Annotated in this window: 16 protein-coding genes; 10 read left to right on the top strand and 6 right to left on the bottom strand. The window is 70.8% G+C overall.

All coding sequences use genetic code 11. The features are described from left to right. The 5 genes from ABZT17_RS13990 to ABZT17_RS13970 all read left to right on the top strand — a co-directional run bounded on the left by ABZT17_RS13990 (position 1) and on the right by ABZT17_RS13970 (position 9150). A complete protein-coding gene (locus ABZT17_RS13990; RefSeq protein WP_356347960.1) occupies positions 1-1353 on the top strand; it encodes a sugar ABC transporter permease in 1353 nt (450 codons plus the stop codon). Continuing rightward, the gene (locus ABZT17_RS13985) at positions 1350-2231 is read left to right on the top strand and encodes a carbohydrate ABC transporter permease (protein ID WP_356347957.1); all 882 of its coding nucleotides are present in this window, start codon (positions 1350-1352) and stop codon (positions 2229-2231) included. The genes ABZT17_RS13990 and ABZT17_RS13985 overlap by 4 nt, the downstream gene beginning before the upstream one ends. Before the next feature lie 134 nt (positions 2232-2365). Beyond that, positions 2366-4549: a bifunctional glycosyltransferase family 2 protein/CDP-glycerol:glycerophosphate glycerophosphotransferase gene (locus ABZT17_RS13980; protein WP_356347954.1), complete on the top strand. Its 2184-nt coding sequence runs from the start codon at positions 2366-2368 to the stop codon at positions 4547-4549. 157 nt (positions 4550-4706) lie between these two features. Continuing rightward, positions 4707-6908: a CDP-glycerol glycerophosphotransferase family protein gene (locus ABZT17_RS13975; RefSeq protein WP_356347952.1), complete on the top strand. Its 2202-nt coding sequence runs from the start codon at positions 4707-4709 to the stop codon at positions 6906-6908. 1 nt (position 6909) lies between these two features. Beyond that, positions 6910-9150 carry a bifunctional glycosyltransferase family 2 protein/CDP-glycerol:glycerophosphate glycerophosphotransferase gene (locus tag ABZT17_RS13970; RefSeq protein ID WP_356347950.1) on the top strand — a complete coding sequence of 747 codons (2241 nt, stop codon included), beginning with the start codon at positions 6910-6912 and terminating at the stop codon, positions 9148-9150. Here ABZT17_RS13970 and ABZT17_RS13965 read toward each other — a convergent pair. Both ABZT17_RS13965 and ABZT17_RS13960 read right to left on the bottom strand, forming a co-directional pair. Further along, positions 9138-10442, bottom strand: coding sequence for a hypothetical protein (locus ABZT17_RS13965; RefSeq protein ID WP_356347948.1), 1305 nt, complete (start codon positions 10440-10442; stop codon positions 9138-9140). The genes ABZT17_RS13970 and ABZT17_RS13965 overlap by 13 nt on opposite strands. Before the next feature lie 72 nt (positions 10443-10514). Further along, the gene (locus tag ABZT17_RS13960) at positions 10515-10928 is read right to left on the bottom strand and encodes an organic hydroperoxide resistance protein (RefSeq protein ID WP_356347946.1); all 414 of its coding nucleotides are present in this window, start codon (positions 10926-10928) and stop codon (positions 10515-10517) included. A 124-nt stretch (positions 10929-11052) separates the two neighbouring features. Here ABZT17_RS13960 and ABZT17_RS13955 point away from each other — a divergent pair, with 124 nt between their 5' ends. Next, positions 11053-11562: a MarR family transcriptional regulator gene (locus ABZT17_RS13955; protein WP_356347943.1), complete on the top strand. Its 510-nt coding sequence runs from the start codon at positions 11053-11055 to the stop codon at positions 11560-11562. Positions 11563-11594: 32 nt separating this feature from the next. On the opposite strand, the gene ABZT17_RS13950 is transcribed toward ABZT17_RS13955, so the two are convergent. Then, on the bottom strand, positions 11595-13112 hold the full coding sequence (locus ABZT17_RS13950; protein ID WP_356347940.1) for a glycosyltransferase family 39 protein: 1518 nt from the start codon (positions 13110-13112) through the stop codon (positions 11595-11597). Positions 13113-13204: 92 nt separating this feature from the next. On the opposite strand from ABZT17_RS13950, the gene ABZT17_RS13945 reads away from it, so the two are divergent. Both ABZT17_RS13945 and galE read left to right on the top strand, forming a co-directional pair. After that, positions 13205-14464 (top strand): glycosyltransferase family 87 protein, encoded by a 1260-nt coding sequence (locus ABZT17_RS13945; RefSeq protein ID WP_356347938.1) that lies wholly within the window; start codon positions 13205-13207, stop codon positions 14462-14464. A gap of 72 nt (positions 14465-14536) precedes the next feature. After that, entirely contained in the window at positions 14537-15517 is a 981-nt protein-coding gene (galE, locus tag ABZT17_RS13940; RefSeq protein ID WP_356347935.1) for a UDP-glucose 4-epimerase GalE, read from the top strand. A 50-nt stretch (positions 15518-15567) separates the two neighbouring features. On the opposite strand, the gene ABZT17_RS13935 is transcribed toward galE, so the two are convergent. After that, positions 15568-16212 carry a response regulator transcription factor gene (locus ABZT17_RS13935; RefSeq protein ID WP_356347933.1) on the bottom strand — a complete coding sequence of 215 codons (645 nt, stop codon included), beginning with the start codon at positions 16210-16212 and terminating at the stop codon, positions 15568-15570. Between the two features lie 78 nt (positions 16213-16290). Beyond that, a complete protein-coding gene (locus ABZT17_RS13930; RefSeq protein ID WP_356347931.1) occupies positions 16291-16917 on the bottom strand; it encodes a TetR/AcrR family transcriptional regulator in 627 nt (208 codons plus the stop codon). Positions 16918-17195: 278 nt separating this feature from the next. Between ABZT17_RS13930 and ABZT17_RS13925 the strand changes: the two genes are divergently transcribed. Together ABZT17_RS13925 and ABZT17_RS13920 are read left to right on the top strand one after the other, a co-directional pair. Continuing rightward, positions 17196-18113 carry an ABC transporter permease gene (locus ABZT17_RS13925; protein WP_356347929.1) on the top strand — a complete coding sequence of 306 codons (918 nt, stop codon included), beginning with the start codon at positions 17196-17198 and terminating at the stop codon, positions 18111-18113. Then, positions 18106-18936: an ABC transporter ATP-binding protein gene (locus tag ABZT17_RS13920; RefSeq protein WP_356347925.1), complete on the top strand. Its 831-nt coding sequence runs from the start codon at positions 18106-18108 to the stop codon at positions 18934-18936. The genes ABZT17_RS13925 and ABZT17_RS13920 overlap by 8 nt, the downstream gene beginning before the upstream one ends. Before the next feature lie 64 nt (positions 18937-19000). Here ABZT17_RS13920 and ABZT17_RS13915 read toward each other — a convergent pair whose 3' ends face one another. Then, positions 19001-23941 (bottom strand): NAD-glutamate dehydrogenase, encoded by a 4941-nt coding sequence (locus ABZT17_RS13915; RefSeq protein ID WP_356347922.1) that lies wholly within the window; start codon positions 23939-23941, stop codon positions 19001-19003. Positions 23942-24066: the final 125 nt, after the last annotated feature.

Below are 24066 nucleotides of genomic sequence, written 5' to 3'. Positions count from 1 at the left end.
ATGACATCTGTGGCGAACTCGACGGGGGGCGCCGGCGCACTGCCGACGCCCGCCGCCGAACCGGGCAAGAGCGTCACGGGGACGCGGCTGTGGGTGGCGGTGCTGTTCCTGCTGCCCGCGTTCGTGCTTCTCGGGGCGCTCGTGGTCTACCCGATCGGGTACTCGATCTGGCGCAGCCTCTACGACGCCGACGGCTCGGGCTTCGTCGGGCTGAAGAACTACGGCGACATCTTCTCCGACGACGCGACGCTGACCGCCGTACGCAACACGGCCATCTGGGTCGCGGTGGCGCCGGCGATCGTCACCGCGCTGGGTCTGATCTTCGCGGTGCTGACCGAACGGGTGCGCTGGGGAACGGCGTTCAAGCTGATCGTCTTCATGCCGATGGCGATCTCGATGCTCGCGGCCGGGATCATCTTCCGGCTGGTCTACGAGCAGGACCCCAACCTGGGCGCCGCCAACGCGGTGGCGAAGTCGATCCACGACACCTTCGTGTCGCCGTCCGTCTATCCGGACGCCCGTCCGAACGCGACGGCGAGTGATCTGAGGCCCTCCGGCGGCGGCTCGTTCACCACCACCGGCACCGTGCACGCGGGTACTCCCGCGCTGCTTCCGCTGGTGGGCATCGCGCCCAACAAGCTTCCCGGCAACCCCGAGAACGCGAAGGCGGCGAGCGGCTCCGGTGTCACCGGCACCGTCTGGCTGGACTTCAAGCTCGGTGGCGGGGGCACGAAGGGCAGGGTCGACCCCGGTGAGAAGGCGCTCAAGGGCGTCAAGGTGGAGGCCGTCAAGGACGGCAAGGTGGTCGCCTCCGCCAAGAGCGGCGCGGACGGCACCTTCACCCTCCCGGCCGAGGCCGACGGGGCCCGGCTCCGGCTGCCGGCCTCGAACTTCTCGGCGCCGTACAACGGCATCGACTGGCTCGGGCCGACCCTCGTCACCCCGGCGATCATCGGGGCGTACGTCTGGATGTGGGCGGGCTTCGCGATGGTGCTGATCGCGGCGGGCCTCGCGGGAGTCGACCGCAATCTGCTGGAGGCGGCCCGCGTGGACGGGGCGAACGAGTGGCAGGTGTTCCGGCGGGTCACCGTCCCCCTGCTCTCCCCCGTCCTGGTCGTCGTCCTCATCACGCTGATGATCAACGTGATGAAGGTCTTCGACCTGGTGTACATCATCGCCCCGCAGCCCAGTCAGGACGACGCCAACGTCCTCGCGCTGCAGCTGTTCCTGTCGTCGTTCGGCGGCGGGGGCAACGAGGGCGTGGGCAGTGCGATCGGTGTGATCCTGCTGCTGCTCGTGCTGCCGGTGATGTTCGTGAACATCCGGCGTCTGCGAAGGGAGCGTCAGCGGTGACCACCCTCGACACGGGCGTACGCGCCAAGCGCTCGCTGGCCGCCAAGGTGGCGAGCGGCGCGAGCGGCGGGGTGCTGCGCGTCTTCCTGATCCTGGTGGCCGTGTTCTGGCTGGTGCCGACCTTCGGTCTGCTGGTGTCGTCGTTCCGCGACCCGACCGACATCGCCGCCTCGGGCTGGTGGAAGGTGTTCACCGCGCCGGGTCAGCTCACCGCCAAGAGCTACAGGTCGCTGCTGGAGAACGACGCGATCACCCACTCCCTGTTCAACACCGTCTGGATCACGGTCCCGGCCACCCTGCTCGTGGTGTTCCTGGGCGCGATGGCCGGATACGCCTTCGCCTGGATGGACTTCAAGGGCCGTGACTGGTGGTTCCTGGTCGTGGTGGCGCTGCTCGTGGTCCCCGTCCAGATCGCCCTGATCCCGCTCGCCGACCTGTTCGGCAGGATCGGGATCTTCGGCGACATCATCGGCGTGGTCCTCTTCCACGTCGGCTTCGGACTGCCGTTCGCCATCTTCCTGCTGAGGAACTTCTTCGCGGAGATCCCGCGCGAACTCCTGGAGGCGGCACGGCTGGACGGTGCCGGCGAGACCCGGCTGTTCCTGACCGTCGTCCTGCCCCTGGGCGCCCCGGCGATCGCCTCGCTCGGCATCTTCCAGTTCCTTTGGGTGTGGAACGACATGCTGGTGGCGCTGGTGTTCTCGGACTCCGAGTCACAGCCCCTGACGGTCGCACTCCAGCAGCAGGTACGGCAGTTCGGCAACAACATCGACGTCCTGGCACCCGGCGCGTTCATCTCCATGGTGATCCCGCTGGCCGTGTTCTTCGCGTTCCAGCGGCAGTTCGTCTCGGGCGTGATGGCGGGCGCGGTCAAGTAGCCCGCAGCGAACCGGAAAAGGGGGACGCCGTTCACCCGGCGTCCCCCTTATGACGTACGAAACCGTAACCAAGTCACTCCATCGGCCGTTCCCGGGCAAGGCCCCGTCGTCCGCGCCGACCCCATGGATGTGCCTTGCCCAGGTTCAGTGTCATCGTCCCCGCGTACAAGGTTCAGGCGTATCTGCACGAATGCCTGGAATCGGTGCTGACGCAGTCGTACCCCGATCTGGAGCTGATCGCGGTCGACGACCGCTCACCCGACGGATCCGGCGCGATCATCGACGAGTTCGCGGCCCGCGACCCGCGCGTACGCCCCCTGCACCTGCCCGAGAACCAGGGCCTGGGCGGCGCCCGCAACGCCGGCATCCGGCATGCGACCGGCGACTACCTGCTCTTCCTCGACGGCGACGACACCCTCACCCCGCACGCCCTCCTCGCGATCGCCGACCGGCTGAAGGAGACCGGCGAGCCGGACGTGCTGGTCTACGACTACGCCCGCACGTTCTGGACGGGCGAGACGGTCCGCAACGTCGTCTCCGTGCAACTCACCGAGCAGGGCCCGACCCCCTTCCGGCTGGAGGACCGCCCGGGGCTGCTGCATCTGCTGATGGTGGCCTGGAACAAGGCGTACAAGCGGGAGTTCGTCGAGCGCGAGCACTTCGCGTTCCCGCCCGGCTTCTACGAGGACACCCCGTGGACGTTCCCGGTCCTGATGACCGCCGGCTCGATCTCGACGCTCGACCGGGTCTGCGTCCACTACCGCCAGCGCCGCCAGGGCAACATCCTCTCCACCACCAGCCGCAGGCACTTCGACGTCTTCGAGCAGTACGACCGGGTCTTCGCTTACGTCGCCCGGCGCCCCGAACTCGCGCGCTGGCGCCCGGTGTTGTTCCGCCGCATGGTCGACCACCTGACGAAGATCCTGGCCCGCCGCGACCGTCTGCCGCGCGGCACCCGCGCCGAGTTCCTGCGCAGGGCCCGCGCCCACTACCGACGCCACCGCGTCCCCGGTGTCCGCGTCCCCCCGCGCCACGCCCTGATCCGCTGGGGTCTGCACCGCACCTACCGCGCCCTGCAACGGGCGGCGGCCACCCGCCGTCGTACCACCAAACTGGCCGTCGGACTCCTGCGCACGGCACGGGCGTTGGCCCTGCGCGCCCACTACCGCGTCCAGCTCCGCCTCCCGTTGCGCGCCGACCGGGCCGTGTTCACCTCGGCCGACGGCCGCGGCGGCACCCCGGCCGCCCTCGAGGAGGCCTTCCGCGCCCTCGCCCCACACATCCGTACGGCCTGGCTCGCCCACCCGGACACCGCCGCCCACTGGACCGCGCTGGCCCGCTCCAAGTACCTGGTCGGCGACACCGGCTTCGCGTCCCGCCTGGTCAAGCGCCGGGGCCAGATCCTCGTCCAGAGCGGGCAGGGCACACCCCTGGGCCATACGGGCCTCGACCTCCAGGAACGCCCGGCCGCCGCGCGCGACCTGGACTTCGAGAAGCTTCTGCGCGGCGTCGACCAGTGGGACTACGTCCTGTCGGCCAACCGTCACTCCACCCTCGTCGGGGAGCGCGTCCACCCGGGCGGCTACACCACCCTCGAATACGGCAGCCCCCGCAACGACGTGTTCCAGAAGGCCACTTCGGCCGACGTGGCCCGCGTCCGCGCCGCGCTCGGCATCCCCGACGACACGGTCGCGATCCTCTACGCCCCGACCCCCCGTGACTACCGCCGCACCCAGTTCTGCCCCCTGGACCTGGAGCGCGTCCTGCGCCGTCTGGGCCCCCGTTTCGTCGTCCTGGCGCGCACCCACGGCCCCGTCCCGCACAGCGCGCGGATCATCGACGTCACCGGGCATCCGGGCGTCGAGGACCTCTGCCTCGCCTCGGACGCCCTGCTCACCGACTACGCGTCCCTGATGTTCGACTACGCCAACCTGGACCGCCCGATCGTGATCCACACGGCCGACTGGGAGGCGTACGAGGCGGCCCGCGGCACCTATTTCGATCTGCGCTCCTGCCCGCCGGGCGCGGTCGCGCGCAGCGAGGACGAGCTGATCGACATCTTCGCCACCGGCCACTGGCGCGGCTCCCGCTCCACCCAGCTGCGCACCGCGTTCCGCGAGCGCTTCTGCCCGTACGACGACGGACGCGCCGCCGAACGGGTCGTACGCCATGTGGTGTCGGGCGAGACCGGTCTCCCGCCGGTCGTCCCGCTCGCCGACCGCCACCCCGTCCCCTCGACCGCGGCGAGCCTCACGCGCGCCCCGCAGACCACCGTGCCCCAGCCCGGCGGACCCCTGACCGTCACCGACAGCCTCTGAACGCCGTTCTCACACCGGGGAGTCCGTATGCCCTCCAGCCCGTCCCGGCCCACACCGACCCGGCCGTCCACCTGGCGTCCCACAGGGCGGCCGGGGCGCCGGGGCCTCTTCTGAACGGCCCCCGGTACTCCTCACGAACCACGAGAGAAAGAGCAGAATGCCCCGCTTCAGCATCATCGTCCCGTCCCATGGGGTGGCCGGCCGTCTGTCCCAGGCGCTGGACTCCGTCCTCGCGCAGTCCTACGGCGACTTCGAGCTGATCCCGGTCTGCGACGCCCCCGACGCCCCCGCGGCGGACGTCGCCGCCGGGTACGCCGAGCGGGACGCCCGTGTGAGCCCCGTGCACTCACCGCCCTCGGCCGGTCTCGCCGGAGCGCGCAACACGGGGGCGCGGGCGGCGAAAGGCGCGTATCTGCTGTTCCTCGACGGCGACGACACCCTGGTGCCGGGCGCGCTCGCGGCACTGGACGCACGCCTCACCGACACCGGCGACGTGGACGTCCTGTACGTCGAGCACGAGCGCGTCCCCTGGTGGGAGGGCGAGCCAACCAACCCGGCCGCCCAGCTCCTGCCGAAGACCCCGGACGGCGCCTTCTCACCGGACCAGGTCCCCCAACTGACCGGTGTGCAGCTCCCGGCATGGAGCGCGCTCTACCGCCGTGCCTTCCTGAGCGATCACCGACTGGCCTTCCCGGACGGCCACTTCACCGACGTCGGCTTCGCCGGTCTGGTCGCGCTGCGGGCGGAGAAGGCCGCGGTGCTGCGTCAGGTCGTCGTACGGCATCTGGCGCGCCGGCAGGGCAACCGGCTGAGCCTGCCCGGCGAGCACCACCTCGAACTCCTCGACCACGTCGAGCTGGTGCTGACCCGTGCGGCCGAACTCGCCCTGCACGAGGAGCGACTGGTCCCCCTCTTCGACCACCTCTTCGCCGCCGTCCTGAAAACGGCGGCCCATCCCGGCCGTCTCACCGCCGGGCGCCGCGCCTTCTTCCGCCGGGCGAACCGGCTCTACCGCCATCACCGCCCGGCCGGCTTCCGCACCCCGCCGGGCAGTCTCGGCGTACAGCACCGGCTGCTGGCGGCCAACTCGTACGCGGCCTTCCGCGCCCTGCGCGGTGTCAACCAGTCGGCGGTCCGGGTCCTCGAAGCCCTTCCCCGTCCCAAGGGCCTGCGCACCCGCCTTCGCTACCGTCTGGCCCTGCGCCGCCCGATCGACCCCGATCTGGTGGTGTACTCGGCCTATTGGGGCCGCGGCTACGCCTGCAACCCGGCCGCGATCCACGCCAAGGCCCGCGAACTCGCCCCGCAGCTGCGCGCGGTGTTCCTGGTCGAGCCGGACCAGGCGCACACCGTGCCGAAGGACATCGAGTACGCGGTGATGGGCAGCGCGAAGTACTGGGACGTCCTCGCCCGCGCCAAGTACCTGATCAACAACGCGAACTTCGCGGACGCCGTGGTCAAGCGCGAGGGCAGTGTCCACCTCTCCACCCAGCACGGCACCCCGCTGAAGAAGATGGGCGTCGACCAGGCCGCCTACCCCGTGGTCGCCGCCGCGACCGGCAGCTTCGCGGGGCTGCTGGCCCGCGTGGACCGCTGGGACTACAACCTCACCTCCAACGCCCACTCCACCCGGATGTGGGAACGCGCCTTCCCGGCCGCGCACGAGACCCTGGAATACGGCTATCCGCGCAACGACGTCTACTACACGGCGACCGCGGACGACGTGGCCCGTGTCCGGCGGGAGCTGGGGGTCCCCGAGGGCAGCACCGCCGTCCTGTACGCCCCCACCCACCGCGACTACCACACCGGCTTCGAGGCCGGCCTGGACCTGGAGGCGTTCTGCGAGGAGGCCGGCGACGACGTGGTGGTGCTTCTGCGCGCGCACTACTTCTACGACCGGGGCGCCTCGAAGAACACCGGCCGGATCATCGACGTCACCGCGCACCGCTCCTCCGAGGACGTGTGCCTGGCCGCCGACGCGCTGATCACCGACTACTCCTCGATCATGTTCGACTACGCCAACCTGGACCGGCCGATGGTCGTCTACGCCGACGACTGGGACGTCTACCGGGAGACGCGAGGCGTCTACTTCGACCTGATGGAGCTGCCGCCGGGGCCGGTGGCCCGGACGCCCGAGGAGCTGGCGCGGGTCTTCCGCGACGGCTCCTGGGCCGGACCGGAGTCCCGGGCCGCGCGGGCCGCGTTCCGGGAGCGGTTCTGCGGGTTCGACGACGGACGCGCCGCCGAACGCGTCGTACGCCGGGTGCTGCTGGGCGAGCCACCCGAGGCGATCCCGCCGGTGATCCCGCTCGCCGAGCGCCTGCCCGCCCCCGCCGCGACGACCCTCGCAAGGAGCTGACGTGCCCCGCTTCAGCATCATCGTCCCCGTCTTCAAGGTGCAGGGCTATCTGCACGAGTGTCTCGACTCGGTGCTCGGGCAGTCGTATCCCGACTTCGAGGTGATCGCCGTCGACGACCGCTCGCCGGACGGCTGTGGCGAGATCCTCGACGAGTACGCGGCGCGCGACGAGCGGGTGCGGGTATTGCACCTGCCCGAGAACGTCGGCCTCGGCGGCGCCCGCAACGCCGGTCTGGAGCAGGCGCGCGGCGACTACGTCCTCTTCCTCGACAGTGACGACTTCTACACGCCGGGCCTGCTGGCCGCCGTGGCCGACCGGCTGAAGTCGGCCGAGGATCCGGACATCCTGGTCTTCGACCACATCCGCACCCACTGGTGGGGCCGCGGCGGCCCCAGCGACGCCTCCGCCCTGCTCGCCGCGGCCGGCCAGGACGCCTTCGACCTGCGTCAGAGCCCGCAGTACGTCCATCTGTTCCTGGTCGCCTGGAACAAGGCGTACCGCAGGGCCTTCTTCCAGGAGCACGGCCTGCGGTACGCGCCCGGCCTCTACGAGGACGCGCCCGTCACCTACCGCTCGATGGTGCTGGCCGAGCGCATCGTCTGTCTGAACCGGATCGGCGTCGAGTACCGGCAGCGGCGGCAGGGCGCGATCACCAGGACGCCGGGGCGCAGGCACTTCGACATCTTTCCGCAGTACGAGGGCCTGTTCACGTTCCTGGAGGAGCGCGAGGACCTCGCCTGGGCGCGCCCGCTGCTGTTCGAACGGGCCTTGGACCACATGCTGTACGTCATCGCCCGCCAGGACCGGGTGCGGCCGGCGGACCGCGCCGACTTCTACCGCGAGATCCGCTCCTTCCACCGCCGTCACCGCCCCGCGGGCTTCACCGTGCCGGAGGGTGAACGGGGCACCGAGATGCGGCTGTTGGCGAGTGCGCCGTACGCCTCCTTCGCGGCCCTGCGGGGTGTGCGCGGGGTGCGCGGGCTGGCGGGGGCGGGCAAGCGGCGTGTCGGGGCGAGGGCGTCGGCGTCCGGGCGGAGTGCGTGGTACGCGGCGCAGTCGAGGCTCCCCCTCGATCCGCGTCTGGTCGTCTACTCCTCCTCCCATCACGCGGGCGTCTCGGGCGACCCGTGGGCCATTCACGCCAAGGCCCGTGAGATCGCGCCGCAGTTGCGGGGTGTGTGGGTGGTGCGCGAGGAGGACGTGGACGCGGTGCCGGAGGGCGTCGAGCACGTCCTGCCCGGCTCGCGGCGCTACCACTCGGTCATGGCGCGGGCCACGTACTGGGTGAACAACGTCAACTGGCCGGGCAGTCTGGTCAAACGACCGGGCCAGATCCTGATCCAGACCCACCAGGGCACCCCGCTGAAGTACATGGGTGCCGATCTGCTCGCCAAGCCCGGTGCCCGGCACGGCTACAGCGTGCCGAAGCTGCTGCACCGGGCCGACCGCTGGGATCTGAGCCTGGTCGCCAACCGGCACTCGGAGCTGGTGTGGGAGCGGGCGTATCCCTGTCACTTCGCGTCGCTGCGGACCGGCAGCCCGCGCAACGACATCCTCGTCGCCCCGCCGGCCGGGCACGGCGCCTCGGTGCGTGAGCGGCTCGGCATCCCCGCCGACCACACCGTGGTGCTGTACGCGCCGACCCGCCGCGAGTACCGGCGCGGCGGGCACGTGGACCGGATCGACCTGGCGCGGTTCGCCGCGGACCTGGGTGCCGGCCACACCCTCGTCGTACGGCTGCACCCCACGCTGGCGACCGGTACGGCGCGCGGGCTCGGCCTCGCGGATCTGCACGCGCGGGGCGTCCTGGTCGACGCGACGGACGAGCCGCACGTCGAGGATCTGATGCTCGCCTCGGACGTGCTGGTCACCGACTACTCGGCCCTGATGTTCGACTACGCCAACCTGGACCGGCCGATCGTCGTCCACGCCGACGACTGGGGCGCGTACACGGCCAGCCGGGGCGCCTACTTCGACATCACCGCCGAGGCGCCGGGCCATGTGTCGCGCTCCTACCGGGAGTTGGCGTGGCTGTTCGCCTCGGGGACCTGGCGGGACGAGGAGTCGACGGCGTTGCGGTCCCTCTTCCGGGAGCGGTTCTGCGAGTTCGACGACGGACGGGCGGCGGAGCGGGTCGTACGACAGGTGCTGCTGGGTGAGACGCGGGGTCCGGGTGCGGGGGCGGCCGTGAGCATCCCCCGGGCCGCCGACGGATCGGCCCGGCTGCCTCAGTACAACTGACCTTGCGGTGCCGGGACTCGCGGTCCCGGACGGGAGGGCCGGACCATCGGGTCCGGCCCGTTCTCGTGCCGGCGTCCGGTGTGGCTCTCGATGAGGAGCGGGATGCCGCAGACGGGGAGGAGGGTCGCCATCACCAGCAGCCTCGGCCCCATGGCCGTCTCGGGATGTCCGGCCTGGTTCACGAATCCCGCGACGGCGACTCCGGTGATCAGGAACCCGAACGAGCGGTGCCGGCGCAGCGCGCCCCACGCCCCGGCCGCGAGCAGCAGCAGACCGAGGGGCTCGACGAGTCCGCCGCGCAGCCATTCCCGCCAGAAGCCGACGCTCAGACGGATGAAGTGGTGCAGCAGGTGCGGGGGAAGGGGTCTGCTGTAGTGGACGGCCATCAGCTCATGGAGGCTGGCCCGGGTGCTGGGCAGTCCGAAGGCGACGATGACGAGTTGAAGTGCCGTCACGAAGGCGCCCGTCGTGGCGAGAAGCAGCCGTTCCGGCCGGGGGAATTCCCGGTGCCGCAGCCACCGTCCGCCCAGGAACAGGGCCGTCATACCCGCGATTCCGGCGACGGCCAGCAGGGTCTGCGCGTATTTCACACAGGCGGCCCCGGTGAACGCGGTGAGGGAAATCGCCGTACCGGAGCGAATGTGCCCCTGGAGGATTCGGACGCAGCCGAGGATTCCGGCGAGTAGGAGGCAGAGCAGCAGTCCCTCGCACATGGGCTGCATGGAATCCGTGCCGGTCTGGAGGGCGTAGTAGAGGATCTGGCCGAGCAGGGCGAGGGGGACACAGACGCCCAGCCGGCGCAGGATCAGCACCACGAATCCACTCGCCGCGACGGTCACCACGATCGCCGCCAGCCACAGGCCGCGCACCAGGCCGAAGGCCTTGACGAAGGGGATGATGAACGCCGGATAACCGGGGCGGGTAGCGAAGATCTCGGCGACCCGCGGGTCGCTGAACAGGGCTTTGTAGCCGGTGATGTCCGTGCGCCGGGCGGCGTTCTCGATACCGCGTTCCATGCGGGTCCGGCAGCTTCGGTAGGTGGCCGCTCCGCCGTGGTGATTGCGGTAGTTGGCCAGATCGGCGCTGTCACGCCGGGCGGTTCCCACGCGCGCGCTGTCGCAGTAGTACTCCATCGCCCGCCGGGAGGCCTCTTCCCGGCCGATCCCCTGCAACATGTAGCTGTGGGCGATGTATTGGCGGGTGTCCATACGGGCACGGCCCTGGATTTCGGCCGACTGCGCGACGGTGAACGCCAGGGCGATGACAGCGAACCAGAACGGAAGCCTCCACATGGTGGAATGGCCTATCACGGAATCGACCCGCGCCGGGATATCGGCGCGGGTCGACGGGAAACCGCAGGGGAATTACTCGATGACGAGGTCGACCTCGATGTTGCCGCGGGTCGCGTTGGAGTACGGGCAGACCTGGTGGGCCGTCTCGACCAGCTTGCGGCCGGTCTCCTGGTCCACGGTGTCCGGCAGCTCGACGCGCAGCGTCACCTTGAGACCGAAGCCCTCGCCCTCCTTGCCTATGCCGACCTCGGCGGTGACGGCGGCGTCGGTGACATCGACCTTCGCCTGACGGCCCACGAGGCCGAGGGCGCTGCCGAAGCAGGCCGCGTAACCGGCGGCGAACAGCTGCTCGGGGTTGGTGCCCTCCCCGTTGCCGCCCAGCTCCACCGGCGGGGCCAGCTTCAGGTCGATCCTGCCGTCGTTGGAGACGGCGCGACCGTCACGGCCGTGGGTGGCGGTGGCGACAGCGGTGTAGAGCGCTTCCATGGAAAACCATCCCTCTCGAGTCACAGTGCTTCGGCGGCTCTGTCGCGGCCGCCTCACGACCACAAGTAGACCACACAATTTAATTGTGCACAACTAAATGGCGAACAAGAGCTATCCTGGAGGCATGAACACCCCGCCGACCCCGACCCCCGCCCCCGCACCGGCCCCGGCGCCCACGGCCGACTGGCTCCGACTCGACCAGCAGATCTGCTTCTCCCTGAACGCCGCCTCGCGCGCCTTCGGCGGCCTGTACCGCGTGCTCCTGAAGGACCTCGGGCTCACCTATCCGCAGTACCTGGTGATGCTGGTGCTGTGGGAGCACGGCGAGCTGCCGGTCAAGAGGCTGGGGGAACACCTGCGCCTCGACTCCGGCACCCTCTCCCCGCTGCTCAAGCGGCTGGAGGCGGCCGGTCTGGTCCGGCGCGAGCGCAGCGCGCGCGACGAGCGCTCGGTCGAGGTGGGGCTCACCGAGGAGGGCTCGGCCATGCGCGAGCGCGCCCTGGAGGTGCCGCGGCGGATCGTTACCGCCACCACCTTCGACGTCGACGAGATCCGCGCCCTGCGCGCCACCCTCGACGAACTCACCGTCGCCCTGGACGCGGCGGCCCTGTCGGAGGCGGGCTCACAGCAGTGAGCCGCCGGCCTGCGGCGGCCGGCTGGGCCGGTTCACAGCGATGAGCGGCGGACGTACAGGCCGAGGGTCATCCGGCGGCCGCTGCCGTAGTCCTCGACGGGGGTGAAGTGCTCCTCCACGAGGGCGAGTTTGAGGCGCTCGGTCGGATCGCTCGGATACCGGCGCGACTTCAGCACATACGCCGGGGCGACGACCCAGACCCGGTTCACCGACGCGAGCCTGCGCCGCAGTTCGGCGGGCGGCGCCTCCAGACCGCTCAGCGTCCCCGACCGGGGCCCGGACTCGGTGAGCGCCACATCGCGTGCCTCCCGGTAGCCCTGCGGATACGCCAGCGCACCGACCCGCCAGAAGGCGGGCAGGAACAGCACCGCGTCACCGGGCCGGGCCTGCCGGGCGACGACGGCGGAGACGGCGGCGAAGTTCTCGGGGCGGTGGTCGGCCTTCCGGTCGGCGCGCTGCTGGGGCAGACCGTCGACGAAGGCGAGCGCCACGGCCAGCACACCGGCGAGCGCGACCAGGGGGTGGGGGTGCGGCCTGGGCGACGCACCCGGCAGCAGGCCCACGGCGGCCGTCAGCAGCCGGTCGGCGCCGGCCGCGGCGAGCAGGGGCGCGCCGGCGAGGGCGTACAGCACATACCGGTCGTCGTAGAGCGGCTGGATCTGTGAGGCGAGCAGGAGGGTCGCCGGGGGCAGCACCAGCAGCGGCAGCGCGACCGCCGTGAGGCGCCGGCCGGCCCACACGCCGACGGCCACGAGAAGGACGTAGGCCCAGAACACGGCCCCCGCCCCGCCGACGGCGAACGAGCGCACCAGCTCCTCCACCTGGGGCCGGCCGGGCCTGCGCAGCCACGCGACCTGCCCCGACTGCCCCTCGGACACCCACACCAGCGGCAGCAGCACGACCACCGCCGCGCCCGCCCCGCGCGCCCAGCCGAACCACACCGCGCGCGGCACGCGCGCGAGGGCGAGTGTCGTCGCGTGGGCGAGGAGCACCAGGACCGCCAGCTCGTGCAGGACGGATGTGAGCGCGAGCAGGCCGCCGTACGCCCACCACGCGCGCGTGCGGCGCTCGCGCAGGGCGCGGACCAGGAGCAGCGTGGTGCCCGCCACGCCGGCCGAGACGAGCGCGTACGACCGCCCTTCCTGCGCGTAGTGGCCGGTCATCGGGGTGATCGCGTAGAGCAGGCCGGCCCACAGGCCGACGCGCGGGCGGGCCAGGCGGCTGCCCAGGGCGGCGATCAGGCCGGCGGCCAGCGCGGCGCCGAGGACGGACGGGAGACGGAGCACGACCTCGCCGGGGTGGAGGGCGAGGACGTAGTGCATGCCCAGGTAGTACAGGCCGTGCACGGCGTCCACGGTGTGCAGCAGCCGCCAGATCTGGGGCACCGTGCGCCGCGCGACCAGATAGCTGACGCTCTCGTCGCCCCACATTCCGCCGCGGTCCAGGCCCCACAGCCCCAGCCCGAGCATGACGGCGGCCGGCACCGCCACGGCAATGACCTGAGCCCGCCTCGAAGCGTCGTTCTCCACGCCCTGGATAACGCTCGTCACGCCGCTGGGTTTGGGCCGTTAGCGAGCTCTTACCGACGATTGACGGTGTATTAGCAATCACACACCATTCGCCCGGCTTACGATCCGCCGTGATGAACGCCGCGTCGAACACCCTCAAAGCGCGTCTCGCCCTCGCCACCGCCTGGCTCGCCACCCGTGCCCTGATGCTGTGGCTGCTCACCCATGACGCCGTGCCCCTGCTCGGCAACGGCTCGGTAGCGCGGGAGGTGTGGCGGCTGTACCACCACTGGTACGGCGTCCTCGCGCACGGCACCTTCCCGGCCCACGACCCGCTCTGGCAGTACCCGCCGGGAGCGGGCGCGGTCCTGCTCTCGCCCGCGCTGCTGCCGGGTCTGACGTACTTTCAGGCGTTCGTCGTCCTCACCCTCGCCGCCGACGCGGCGATCGCCTCGGCACTGACCGTCGTCGGCGGCCGCCCCTGGCGCTCCCTCCTCGGCGCCTGGGTGTGGGTGGGCGGTCTGCCCCTGCTTCTGCACACCCCGCTCGCCCGCTACGACGTCCAGGTCACGGCCCTGGCCGTCATCTCCCTGTTGACGTTGCCGCGCTCCACGCGCGCGTGCGGGGTGTTCGCGGCACTGGGCGCGCTGGTGAAGGTGTGGCCGGTGCTGGTGCTGCTGGGCGTGCCGAGGGGCCGGGCGACCCGCTCGGCGTGGAGCTGGGCGGCCGGTGCGGCGGCCGTCGTCCTCGGCGTACTGGCGGCCCTGTTCGCCCACCCCTTCTCCTTCCTGCGTCAACAGGGTGGCCGGGGCGTGCAGATCGAGTCGCTGGGCGGCACCGTGCTCGCGTTCGCGACCCACGCCGGCTGGCCGGGGAAGGTGCGCTACCAGTACGGCTCCTTCGAGTTCGCCGGCCCGCACGTCAGGACCGTCGCCCATGTCTGTCTCGCCCTCAGCGCGGTCGCCTTCGGCCTGCTGCTCCTGTGGCGGCTGCGCGCCCGCCGCTGGACGCCCGCGACGCCGTACGACGCCGCCCTGAGCGCCGTTCTGCTCTTCACCGTCACCAGCCGGGTGATCAGCCCCCAGTACATGATCTGGCTGGTCGGCCTGGCCGCCGTCTGCCTCACGGCGCGCCAGACCGTCCAGCGCCCGGTGGCGGTGCTGATCCTGGCGGCGACCGCGGTCAGCGCGGTCGTCTATCCGGGTCTCTACGGCCAGGTCATGGCCTGCACCTGGACGGGCTGCGTCCTGATGCTGGTCCGCAACGGCTTGCTGCTGACGGCCGCGGTCTGGTCGTTCACGCGCGTGTGGCGCTCGACCCGGCCCGCGGCGCCCGCCCGCGTACCGCGTGTGTCCCCCGACAGCAGGGGCGTCACCCCGCCCGTCCCCGTCTGACGCTGCCGCCTGCTTCACTGATACGCGCACACGGAGAACACGGAGATCACGGGACCGAGGGGACGGCCGCACATGACCTGGCTGATCACCGGCGGCGCCGGTTACATCGGGGCGCACGTCGTACGGGCGATGACGGAGTCCGGCGAGGGGGCCGTCGTGTACGACGACCTGTCGACCGGCTTCGCCGAGCGCGTGCCGGACGGGGTGCCGCTGGTGGTGGGCTCGACCCTGGACGGCGAGCGCGTGGCGCGGGCCCTGGCCGAGCACGGGGTGCGGGGGGTGGTCCACCTGGCGGCGAAGAAGCAGGTGGGCGAGTCGGTGGACCTGCCCCTGCGCTACTACCGGGAGAACGTCGAGGGGCTGCGTGTCCTCCTGGAGGCGGTGACGGCGGCCGGGGTGCCGTCCTTCGTGTTCTCGTCCTCCGCTGCGGTGTACGGCATGCCGGACGTCGACCTGGTCACGGAGGACACCCCCTGTGTCCCCATGTCCCCCTACGGCGAGACCAAGCTGGCCGGCGAGTGGCTGGTACGCGCGACGGGCCGGGCGACCGGCCTGGCCACGGCCTCCCTTCGCTACTTCAACGTGGCGGGCGCGGCGGGCCCGGAACTGGCCGACGTGGGCGTCTTCAACCTCATCCCGATGGTCTTCGAGAGACTCACGGAGAACGCGCCCCCGCGCATCTTCGGCGACGACTACGCGACGCCCGACGGCACCTGTGTACGGGACTACATCCACGTCGTGGACCTGGCGGAGGCCCATGTGGCCGCCGCCCGCACCCTGCGCTCCGCCCCAGGCCGCGACCTCACCGTCAACATCGGCCGCGGCGAGGGCGTCTCGGTGCGCGAGATGATCGACCACATCAACGCGCTCACCGGCTACGACCGTCCCCCGACGGTCACCCCGCGCCGCCCCGGCGACCCGGCCCGGGTCGTGGCCTCCGCCGACCTCGCCGCCACCGAACTGGCCTGGAGGGCCAAACACGACGTCCAGGACATGATCACCTCGGCCTGGGCGGGGTGGGTGCGGAGGTACCCGGGGGCGGCGCGGGACTAGGACCCTTCTGAGGGCCCTGGGCGTGGACGGACACCGGAACCGGCGCGCCGCTACTGGTTGTTCAGATACGCCAGTACCGCCAGCACCCGCCGGTGCCCGCTGTCGCTCGGCGGCAGGCCCAGCTTCAGGAAGACGTTGCCGATGTGCTTGTGGACCGCGCGTTCGGTGACGACCAGGGTCTTGGCGATGGTCGCGTTGTCGTGCCCCTCGGCCATGAGGGCCAGTACCTCGCGTTCGCGGGGCGTGAGGGAGTCGAGGGGTGAGTCCTTGCGGCGGGTGAGGAGTTCGGTGACGACCTCGGGGTCGAGGGCCGTACCGCCGGCGGCGACCCGCTCCAGCGCGTCGAGGAACTCGTCGACCCGGCCGACCCGGTCCTTGAGGAGATAGCCGAGCCCGTTGGCGCCACCGGTGAGCAGTTCGGCGGCGTACGACTCCTCGACGTACTGGGAGAGGACCAGCACCGGCAGGCCGGGGATCCGCGCGCGGGCCTCCAGGGCGGCCCGCAGGCCCTCGTCGCGGAAGCCCGGCGGCATCCGCACATCCAGGACGGCCGCGTCGGGACGGTGCTCCAGGAGCGCGGGAAGCACCTCGGGACCGGTGCCGGCGACGGCCACCACCTCGTGTCCGGCCGACGTCAGCAGCAGGACGAGTCCCTCGCGCAACAGGGCGTTGTCCTCGGCGATCACGACTCTCACGGCAGTTCCGCCTCAACTCCGGTCACCGCGGGCGGCGACGCACCTTTCGGCCGCCGGCGGCCGGGGACCGCAGCATACTCACAGCGCCCTGAGAGCCTGGGCGGTGGCCCTGGTCAGGACCGCCAGATACTCCTTGGGCAGCTTCGGGCTGCGGATCACCACGGAGCGCCAGTACAGCGGCCCCGCGATCAGGTCGAGCGCCAGCTCGCCGTCGAAGCCGGCGCGGATCTCGCCGCGCTGCTCCGCCGCCAGCAGGATCTTGAGCGCCACGCCCTCCTGGCCCTCGCGCAGGGTCTTCTGCACGGCCTCGGCCATCTCGGGGTTCCGGGCCGCCTCGGCCTGCAGATCCGGGATGATCTGCGAGGCCACCGGGTGCCGCAGGGCCCGCGAGGTCACCTCGTAGAGCAGCCGCAGATCGCCCTCCAGGGAACCGGTGTCGGGCGTCGGCAGGCCCATCACCGCGAGCGCCGAGACGACGTCGAGGACCAGGTGCAGCTTGGACTTCCAGCGCCGGTACACCGCGGTCTTGCCGACGCCCGCCCTGCGCGCGATCCCCTCGATGGACATCCGCGCGTAGCCGACGGACGCGAGCTCCTCGAAGACGGCCGCACGGATGGCTTCGGTCACATCCTCCCGGAGCACCGCCGCTCCGGCGGGGGTCCGGCGGCGCGGACGCGTCTGGGGCTCCTCGGCGTTCGTCGTCATACGGCCCAGCATAGGGCGTTGCGACGATACGGTCCCGTCCCCACGCAAGTGACCATCCGGCGCGTCGCGACGAAACGGTTCCGTCCCGACGCGATCCGTCACGACGAAACGGTTGCGTTCCGACGCCGATTGGGCCTACGCTCACGTTGCGACGATACGGTCCCGTCCCGACGTAAGAGAACGTGAAGAGAAGCGTAAGGAAACGTGGGGCAAAGGACCGGCCGGCCGACGGGCCGGACGACGCCCGCACCCCCTCCCCCCGAGCGAAAGCAGCGGATGTGAGCCAGGTCCTCCACACACCGCCCCAGGCACCGGTCCCGGCCGACGACGACGACCTCGCGGCGCTCGCCGCCCGCCACGGCCTGTCGGTCAGCGGTGCCCGCCCCAGCCTGCCCGAGTACGTCCGTCAGCTGTGGGCCCGGCGCCACTTCATCACCGCCTTCGCCACCGCCAAGCTCACCGCGCAGTACAGCCAGGCGAAGCTCGGCCAGATCTGGCAGGTCATGACACCGCTGCTGAACGCGGCGGTGTACTACTTCATCTTCGGTGTCCTGCTGGGCACCAAGCGGCATGTGCCGGACTACATCCCGTTCCTCGTGACCGGCGTGTTCATCTGGACGTTCACCCAGAGCTCGATCATGGCGGGCACCCGGGCCATCTCCGGCAACCTCGGCCTGGTGCGGGCCCTGCACTTCCCGCGGGCCGCGCTGCCGATCTCCTTCGCCCTCCAGCAGCTCCAGCAGCTGCTGTTCTCGATGGCCGCGCTGGTCGTCATCCTGCTCTGCTTCGGCGTGCCCATCGCCTTCTCCTGGGTGCTCGCGGTCCCGGCCCTGGTGCTGCAGTTCACCTTCAACACCGGCGTCGCGCTGATCATGGCCCGGATGGGCGCGAAGACCCCGGACATCGCCCAGCTGATGCCGTTCATCCTGCGCACCTGGATGTATGTCTCCGGCGTCATGTGGAGCATCGACAAGCTGACCAAGGGCGACCACCTCCCGCACTATGTGACGCTCGCGCTGGAGACCAACCCGGCCGCCGTCTACATCGACCTGATGCGCTACGCCCTGATCGACAGCTTCCACGCCAGCCAGCTGCCCCCGCACGTGTGGGCGGCCGCGACCGGCTGGGCCGTGCTCGCGGGCGTCGGCGGCTTCATCTACTTCTGGAAGGCTGAGGAGACGTACGGCCGTGGCTGAGCACATCACCGAGCGGACCCCTGTGCCCGCGGACAGCACCATCCCCACCGTCGTCTGCGACGGCGTCGACATCGTCTACCGGGTCAACGGCACCGGCGCGGGGCGCGGCTCCGCGACCGCCGCCCTCAACCGCATGCTCCGCCGCGAGCAGGCCGAGAAGGCGGCCGGGGTGCGCACGGTGCACGCGGTCAAGAACGTCTCCTTCGTCTCGTACAAGGGCGAGGCGATCGGCCTGATCGGCACCAACGGTTCTGGCAAGTCGACCCTGCTCAAGGCCGTCGCCGGCCTGCTGCCGGTGGAGAACGGCAGCATCTACACCGACGGCCAGCCCTCCCTCCTCGGCGTCAACGCGGCCCTGATGGGCGACCTCACCGGCGAGAAGAACGTCTACCTCGGCGGCCTCGCCATGGGCATGTCCCGCGAGGAGGTCAAGGAGCGCTACCAGGACATCGTCGACTTCTCCGGCATCAACGAGAAGGGCGACTTCATCACCCTGCCCATGCGCACCTACTCCTCCGGCATGGGCGCCCGGCTGCGCTTCTCCATCGCCGCCGCCAAGGACCACGACGTGCTCCTCATCGACGAGGCGCTCGCCACCGGCGACCGCTCCTTCCAGCGCCGCTCGGAGGAGCGCATCCGCGAACTGCGCCAGCGCGCGGGCACGGTGTTCCTGGTCAGCCACAACAACAAGTCGATCCGCGACACCTGCGAGCGGGTCCTGTGGCTGGAGCGCGGCGAGCTGCGCATGGACGGCCCGACCGAGGATGTCATGGCGGCCTACGAGGAGTTCACCGGCGGCGCCGACAAGCCCAAGGCGGCCTGAACCCCCGCACGGAACGAGGGCGCCCCGGGCCGGTCGGCCCGGGGCGCCCTCGTCGTCGTAGTGCCTACGAATGCTGCCGCAGCAGGGTGCGCATCGTCCGCATCGCCACCGACAGGTTGGCGAGGTCGAACGTCTCCGAGCTCTGGATCTCCTCCAGGGTCGTGCGCGCCCGGCCCAGGATCGGCGCGTTCCTGTCCTCCCAGGCCTTGAAGCGCTGCTCGGGGGTCGAGGTGCCGTTGCCGACCGCGAGGACGTCCGCGGTCAGGGCCGAGTGGGCCGCGTACAGGTCCTCACGGATGGAGGCGCGGGCCATGGACTGCCAGCGGTCGGCGCGGGGCAGCTCGATGATGCGGTCCATGAGCTGGGTGATCCGCAGCCGGTCGGCGAGGTCGTAGTAGACCTCGGCGACGTCCAGCGGCTCCTTGCCCATGCGGTCGGCCACCGACACGATGTCCAGCGCCGGGAAGGCGGAGGAGAACCCGGCCACGCGCGTGGCGATCTCGTCCGGGACGCCGGCGCCGGTCAGCTCGTCGTAGATCTGCTGCCACCACTCGAGGTCCGCGCCGCGCAGCAGCTTGGTCAGCTGCTGCCAGACCTGCTCGACGCGCTCGGCGAAGAAGTCGACCGTCTCGGCCAGCTGAAGCGGCTGCGGCCGGTTGTTGAGCAGCCAGCGTGTGCCGCGCTCGACCAGCCGCCGCGAGTGCAGACGGATACGGGTCTGCACGGCGGCCTCGACCTGGTTGTCCAGGGCCTCCACCGCGTCCCACACCGGCGCCGAGCGGAAGATCGCGCGCGCCGCGGTCTGCGCCCGCACGATCTCCTCCAGGGAGGCCCCGGTCTCCTCGCGCAGACGGTGCAGATACGTCGTACCACCCGTGTTGACCGTGTCGTTGACCAGGACCGTCGTGACGATCTCGCGGCGCAGCGGGTGGTTGTCCATGTACTGCGGGAACTGATCGCGCAGCGCCGTCGGGAAGTACGCGTGCAGCAGACCGCGCAGATACGGGTCGTCCGGGAGCGAGGTGTGCAGCAGCTCGTCGGAGACCGTGATCTTCGTGTACGCCATCAGGACGGCCGTCTCCGGGCCGGTCAGGCCCTGGCCCTGCGCGAGGCGTTCACGGATCTGCCGGTCGGTCGGCAGGAACTCCAGCGCACGGTCGAGGTGGCCCTCGCGCACCAGGTGCTTCATGAAGCGCTGCTGGGCGTGGAGCATGTCCTTGGACTGGGTCAGCGCGTTGGCGATCGCCGTGTTCTGCGCGTAGTTGTTGCGCAGGACCAGGTGGCCGACCTCGTCGGTCATCTCTGCGAGAACCTTGTTGCGCTGCTTGACGGTCAGATCGCCGTCCGCGACCAGTCCGTTGAGCAGGATCTTGATGTTCACCTCGTGGTCGGAGGTGTCCACGCCCGCGCTGTTGTCGATGGCGTCGGTGTTGATCTTGCCGCCGTGCAGTGCGAACTCGATCCGGCCGAGCTGGGTCAGACCGAGGTTGCCGCCCTCGCCGACGACCCGGACGCGCAGGTCGGCGCCGTCGACGCGGATCGCGTCGTTGGCCTTGTCGCCGACGTCCGCGTGGGACTCCGTGGAGGCCTTGACGTACGTACCGATGCCGCCGTTCCACAGCAGGTCCACCGGCGCCTGGAGGATGGCCTTCATCAGGTCGGCCGGCGTCATCTTGGAGACCTTGCCCTCGATCCCGAGGGCCTCGCGGATGTGCGAGTTGAGCTGGATCGCCTTGGCGGTACGGGGGAAGACGCCGCCGCCGGTGGAGATGAGCCCGGTGTCGTAGTCGGCCCAGCTGGAGCGCGGGAGCTCGAAGACGCGCCGGCGCTCCGCGTACGAGGTGTCCGCGACCGGGTTCGGGTCGATGAAGATGTGCCGGTGGTCGAAGGCGGCGACCAGACGGATGTGCTCGGACAGCAGCATGCCGTTGCCGAACACGTCACCGGACATGTCGCCGATGCCGACGACCGTGAAGTCCTCGGACTGGGTGTCCACGCCGAGTTCGCGGAAGTGCCGCTTGACGGACTCCCAGGCGCCGCGGGCGGTGATGCCCATGCCCTTGTGGTCGTAGCCGGCCGAGCCACCGGAGGCGAAGGCGTCGCCGAGCCAGAAGTTGTAGTTCTCGGCGACCCCGTTGGCGATGTCGGAGAAGGTCGCGGTGCCCTTGTCGGCGGCGACGACCAGGTAGGTGTCGTCCTCGTCGTGGCGGACCACGTCGGCCGGGGGCACGACCTCGCCGGCGACCATGTTGTCGGTGATGTCGAGCAGCGCCGAGATGAACGTCTTGTAGCTGGCGATGCCCTCGGCCAGCCAGGCGTCCCGGTCCACGCTCGGGTCCGGCAGCTGCTTGGCGACGAAGCCGCCCTTGGCGCCGACCGGCACGATGACGGTGTTCTTCACCATCTGCGCCTTCACCAGGCCGAGGATCTCGGTACGGAAGTCCTCACGCCGGTCGGACCAGCGCAGACCGCCGCGCGCGACCTTGCCGAAGCGCAGGTGCACGCCCTCGACGCGCGGCGAGTAGACCCAGATCTCGAACGCCGGACGCGGCGCGGGCAGATCGGGGATCGCCTGCGGGTCGAACTTCATGGAGACGTACTCGTGCGGCTTGCCGCCCTCCGCCTCCTGGAAGAAGTTCGTCCGCAGCGTCGCCTTGATGACGGTCAGGAAGGACCGCAGGATACGGTCCTCGTCGAGCGAGGCCACCTGGTCGAGGGCCGCGTCGACCTCTTCGAGCAGGGCGTCGATGATCTCGAGCCCGGCCCGCTGCCGGTCCGGCGACATCCGCGCCTCGAACAGGGAGACGAGCAGCCGGGTGGTGTGGACGTTGTTGCGGAGGGTGTCCTCCATGTAGTCCTGCGAGAACGTGGAGCCCGCCTGCCGCAGGTACTTGGCGTACGCCCGCAGCACCATCGCCTGACGCCAGGTCAGACCGGCGCTGAGCACCAGCGCGTTGAAGCCGTCGTTCTCCGCCTTGCCGGTCCAGGTGGCGGCGAAGGCGTCCTGGACGCGCTCACGGGCGTCGTCACCGAGGTAGTCGCCGTTCTGCGCCTGGGGCAGGCGCAGACCGAAGTCGTAGATCCAGGCGGTGGTCCGGTCCGCGCAGCGCAGCTCGTACGGCCGCTCGTCCGTGACCTCGACGCCGAGGCGGCTGAGCACCGGCAGCACCGCGGACAGGGAGACGGCGGCACCCTTGCGGTAGATCTTGAAGCGGCGCTCCCCGGGGGCGGCGCCGACCGGCTCGTAGAGGCTGAGGGCGAAGTCCTTGCCGCTCTTCTCCTGGGCGTCGCTGAGCTGTTCCAGGTGGATGAGGTCGGCGACCGCGGCACGCGGGGTGTGGTCGGCCTTGTAGCCCTCCTGGAAGGCGTTGGCGTAGCGGCGCAGCAGTTCGGCGGCGCGCTCCTCGCCGCACTCCGCGTTCAGCGCCTCCGCGAAACCGTCGGCCCAGGAGCGGGCGGCCTCCACCAGGCGCGCCTCGATGCGCTCCTTGTCGGCGTCGGACAGCTGCGGCAGCTCGGTGCCCTGCGGGACACGGACCACGAAGTGCAGCCGGGAGAGGATCGACTCGGTGTTCCAGGCCGTGAAGTCGACGCTGATGCCGTCGAGTTCCTCCTTCAGGATGTCGATGATCCTGAGGCGGACACCGGTGGTGTAGCGGTCGCGGGGCAGGTACACGAGGGCCGAGTAGTAGCGGCCGTACTCGTCCTGGCGCAGGTAGAGCCTGAGCCGCCTGCGCTCCTGCAGGTACAGCACGGAGGTGGCGATGGACTCCAGCTCGTCGGCGGGCGTCTGGAAGAGCTCGTCGCGCGGGTACGTCTCCAGGATCTGCAGCAGGTCGCGCCCGTCATGGCTGTTGGGCGAGAACCCGGCGCGCTCCAGGACCTCGTCGACCTTGCGGCGGATGACGGGAACCCGGCGCACCGACTCGGTGTAGGCGGCGGAGGAGAACAGCCCGAGGAAGCGGCGCTCACCGACGACGTTGCCCTGCTCGTCGAACTTCTTGACGCCGATGTAGTCCAGGTACGACGGCCGGTGCACGGTGGCCCGGCTGTTCGCCTTGGTCAGCACGAGGAGCTTGTGCTCACGGGCCTTGGCGCGGGCGTCGGCGGGCAGCCGCTCGAAGGACGGGCTGACCGGGTGGCCCTCGTCGCCGGCGTGGTGCGGGTCGGAGCGCAGGATGCCGAGGCCGGTGCCGGGGACGGCGGCCAGCGAGTCGTCGTCACGCAGGCGGTACTCGCGGTAGCCGAGGAAGGTGAAGTGGTCGGCGGCCAGCCAGCGCAGCAGCTCGCGGGCCTCCTCCACGTCATGGGAGGGCAGATCGCCCGCGGTCGGCTCGGTGGGCAGCTCGTCGGCCATGCGGACGGCCGCGTCCCGCATCTTGTCCCAGTCCTCGACGGCCTCGCGGACGTCGGACAGGACGCGCAGCAGATCGGCGGTGATCTGCTTCAGATCACCGCGGTCGGTCTCACGGTCGATCTCGACATGGATCCACGACTCGACATGGGCGTCGTGCGCCGGCTCGCCGCCCGTCTGCGCGGGCAGCACCTCGATCAGTTTGCCGGTCACATCGCGGCGCACGGTGATCTGCGGGTGGATCACGACGTGGATGCCGCGCCCCTGCCGGGTCAGCTCGTTCGTCACGGAGTCCACGAGGAAGGGCATGTCGTCGGTGACGACCTCCACGACCGAGTGGCTGCACATCCACCCGTTCTCCTCGACGGTCGGCGTGTGCACTCTGATACTGGCCGTGCCCTGGGGGCGGTTCTCGGCCAGCCGGTAGTGCGACAGCGCGGCTCCGAAGACATCGACCGGGTCACGGCCGCTGAGGTCCTCCGGGGCGGTGTGCAGGTAGTAGCGCTGGAGGAACGCGAGCACGGTCTCCCGGTCAGGAGTGCTCCCGTCCGTCGTCCCGGTCGGTAGGTGCCCCCCGACCGGGCTGTTCTCAGCTACCCGAGCGGCCCTCTCCAGCAGCTCGGCCTTGGCTTCGTCCAGCTTGGTCTGCATTGTCCTCTGGCTCCTGTCGCGCGCCGTTGCGTGACGTAGAAGGAAGTACGGTCTCTTCCCCTGCGGCTCGTCGCCACGGCCCGGGTTCTCCGGTCTGCTCCGACGCTATGCCGCAAGGTGAGATG

It is taken from the genome of Streptomyces sp. NPDC005648, from assembly GCF_040605395.1.
Classification (GTDB): domain Bacteria; phylum Actinomycetota; class Actinomycetes; order Streptomycetales; family Streptomycetaceae; genus Streptomyces.
This window is presented reverse-complemented; position numbering and strand designations above follow the sequence as displayed.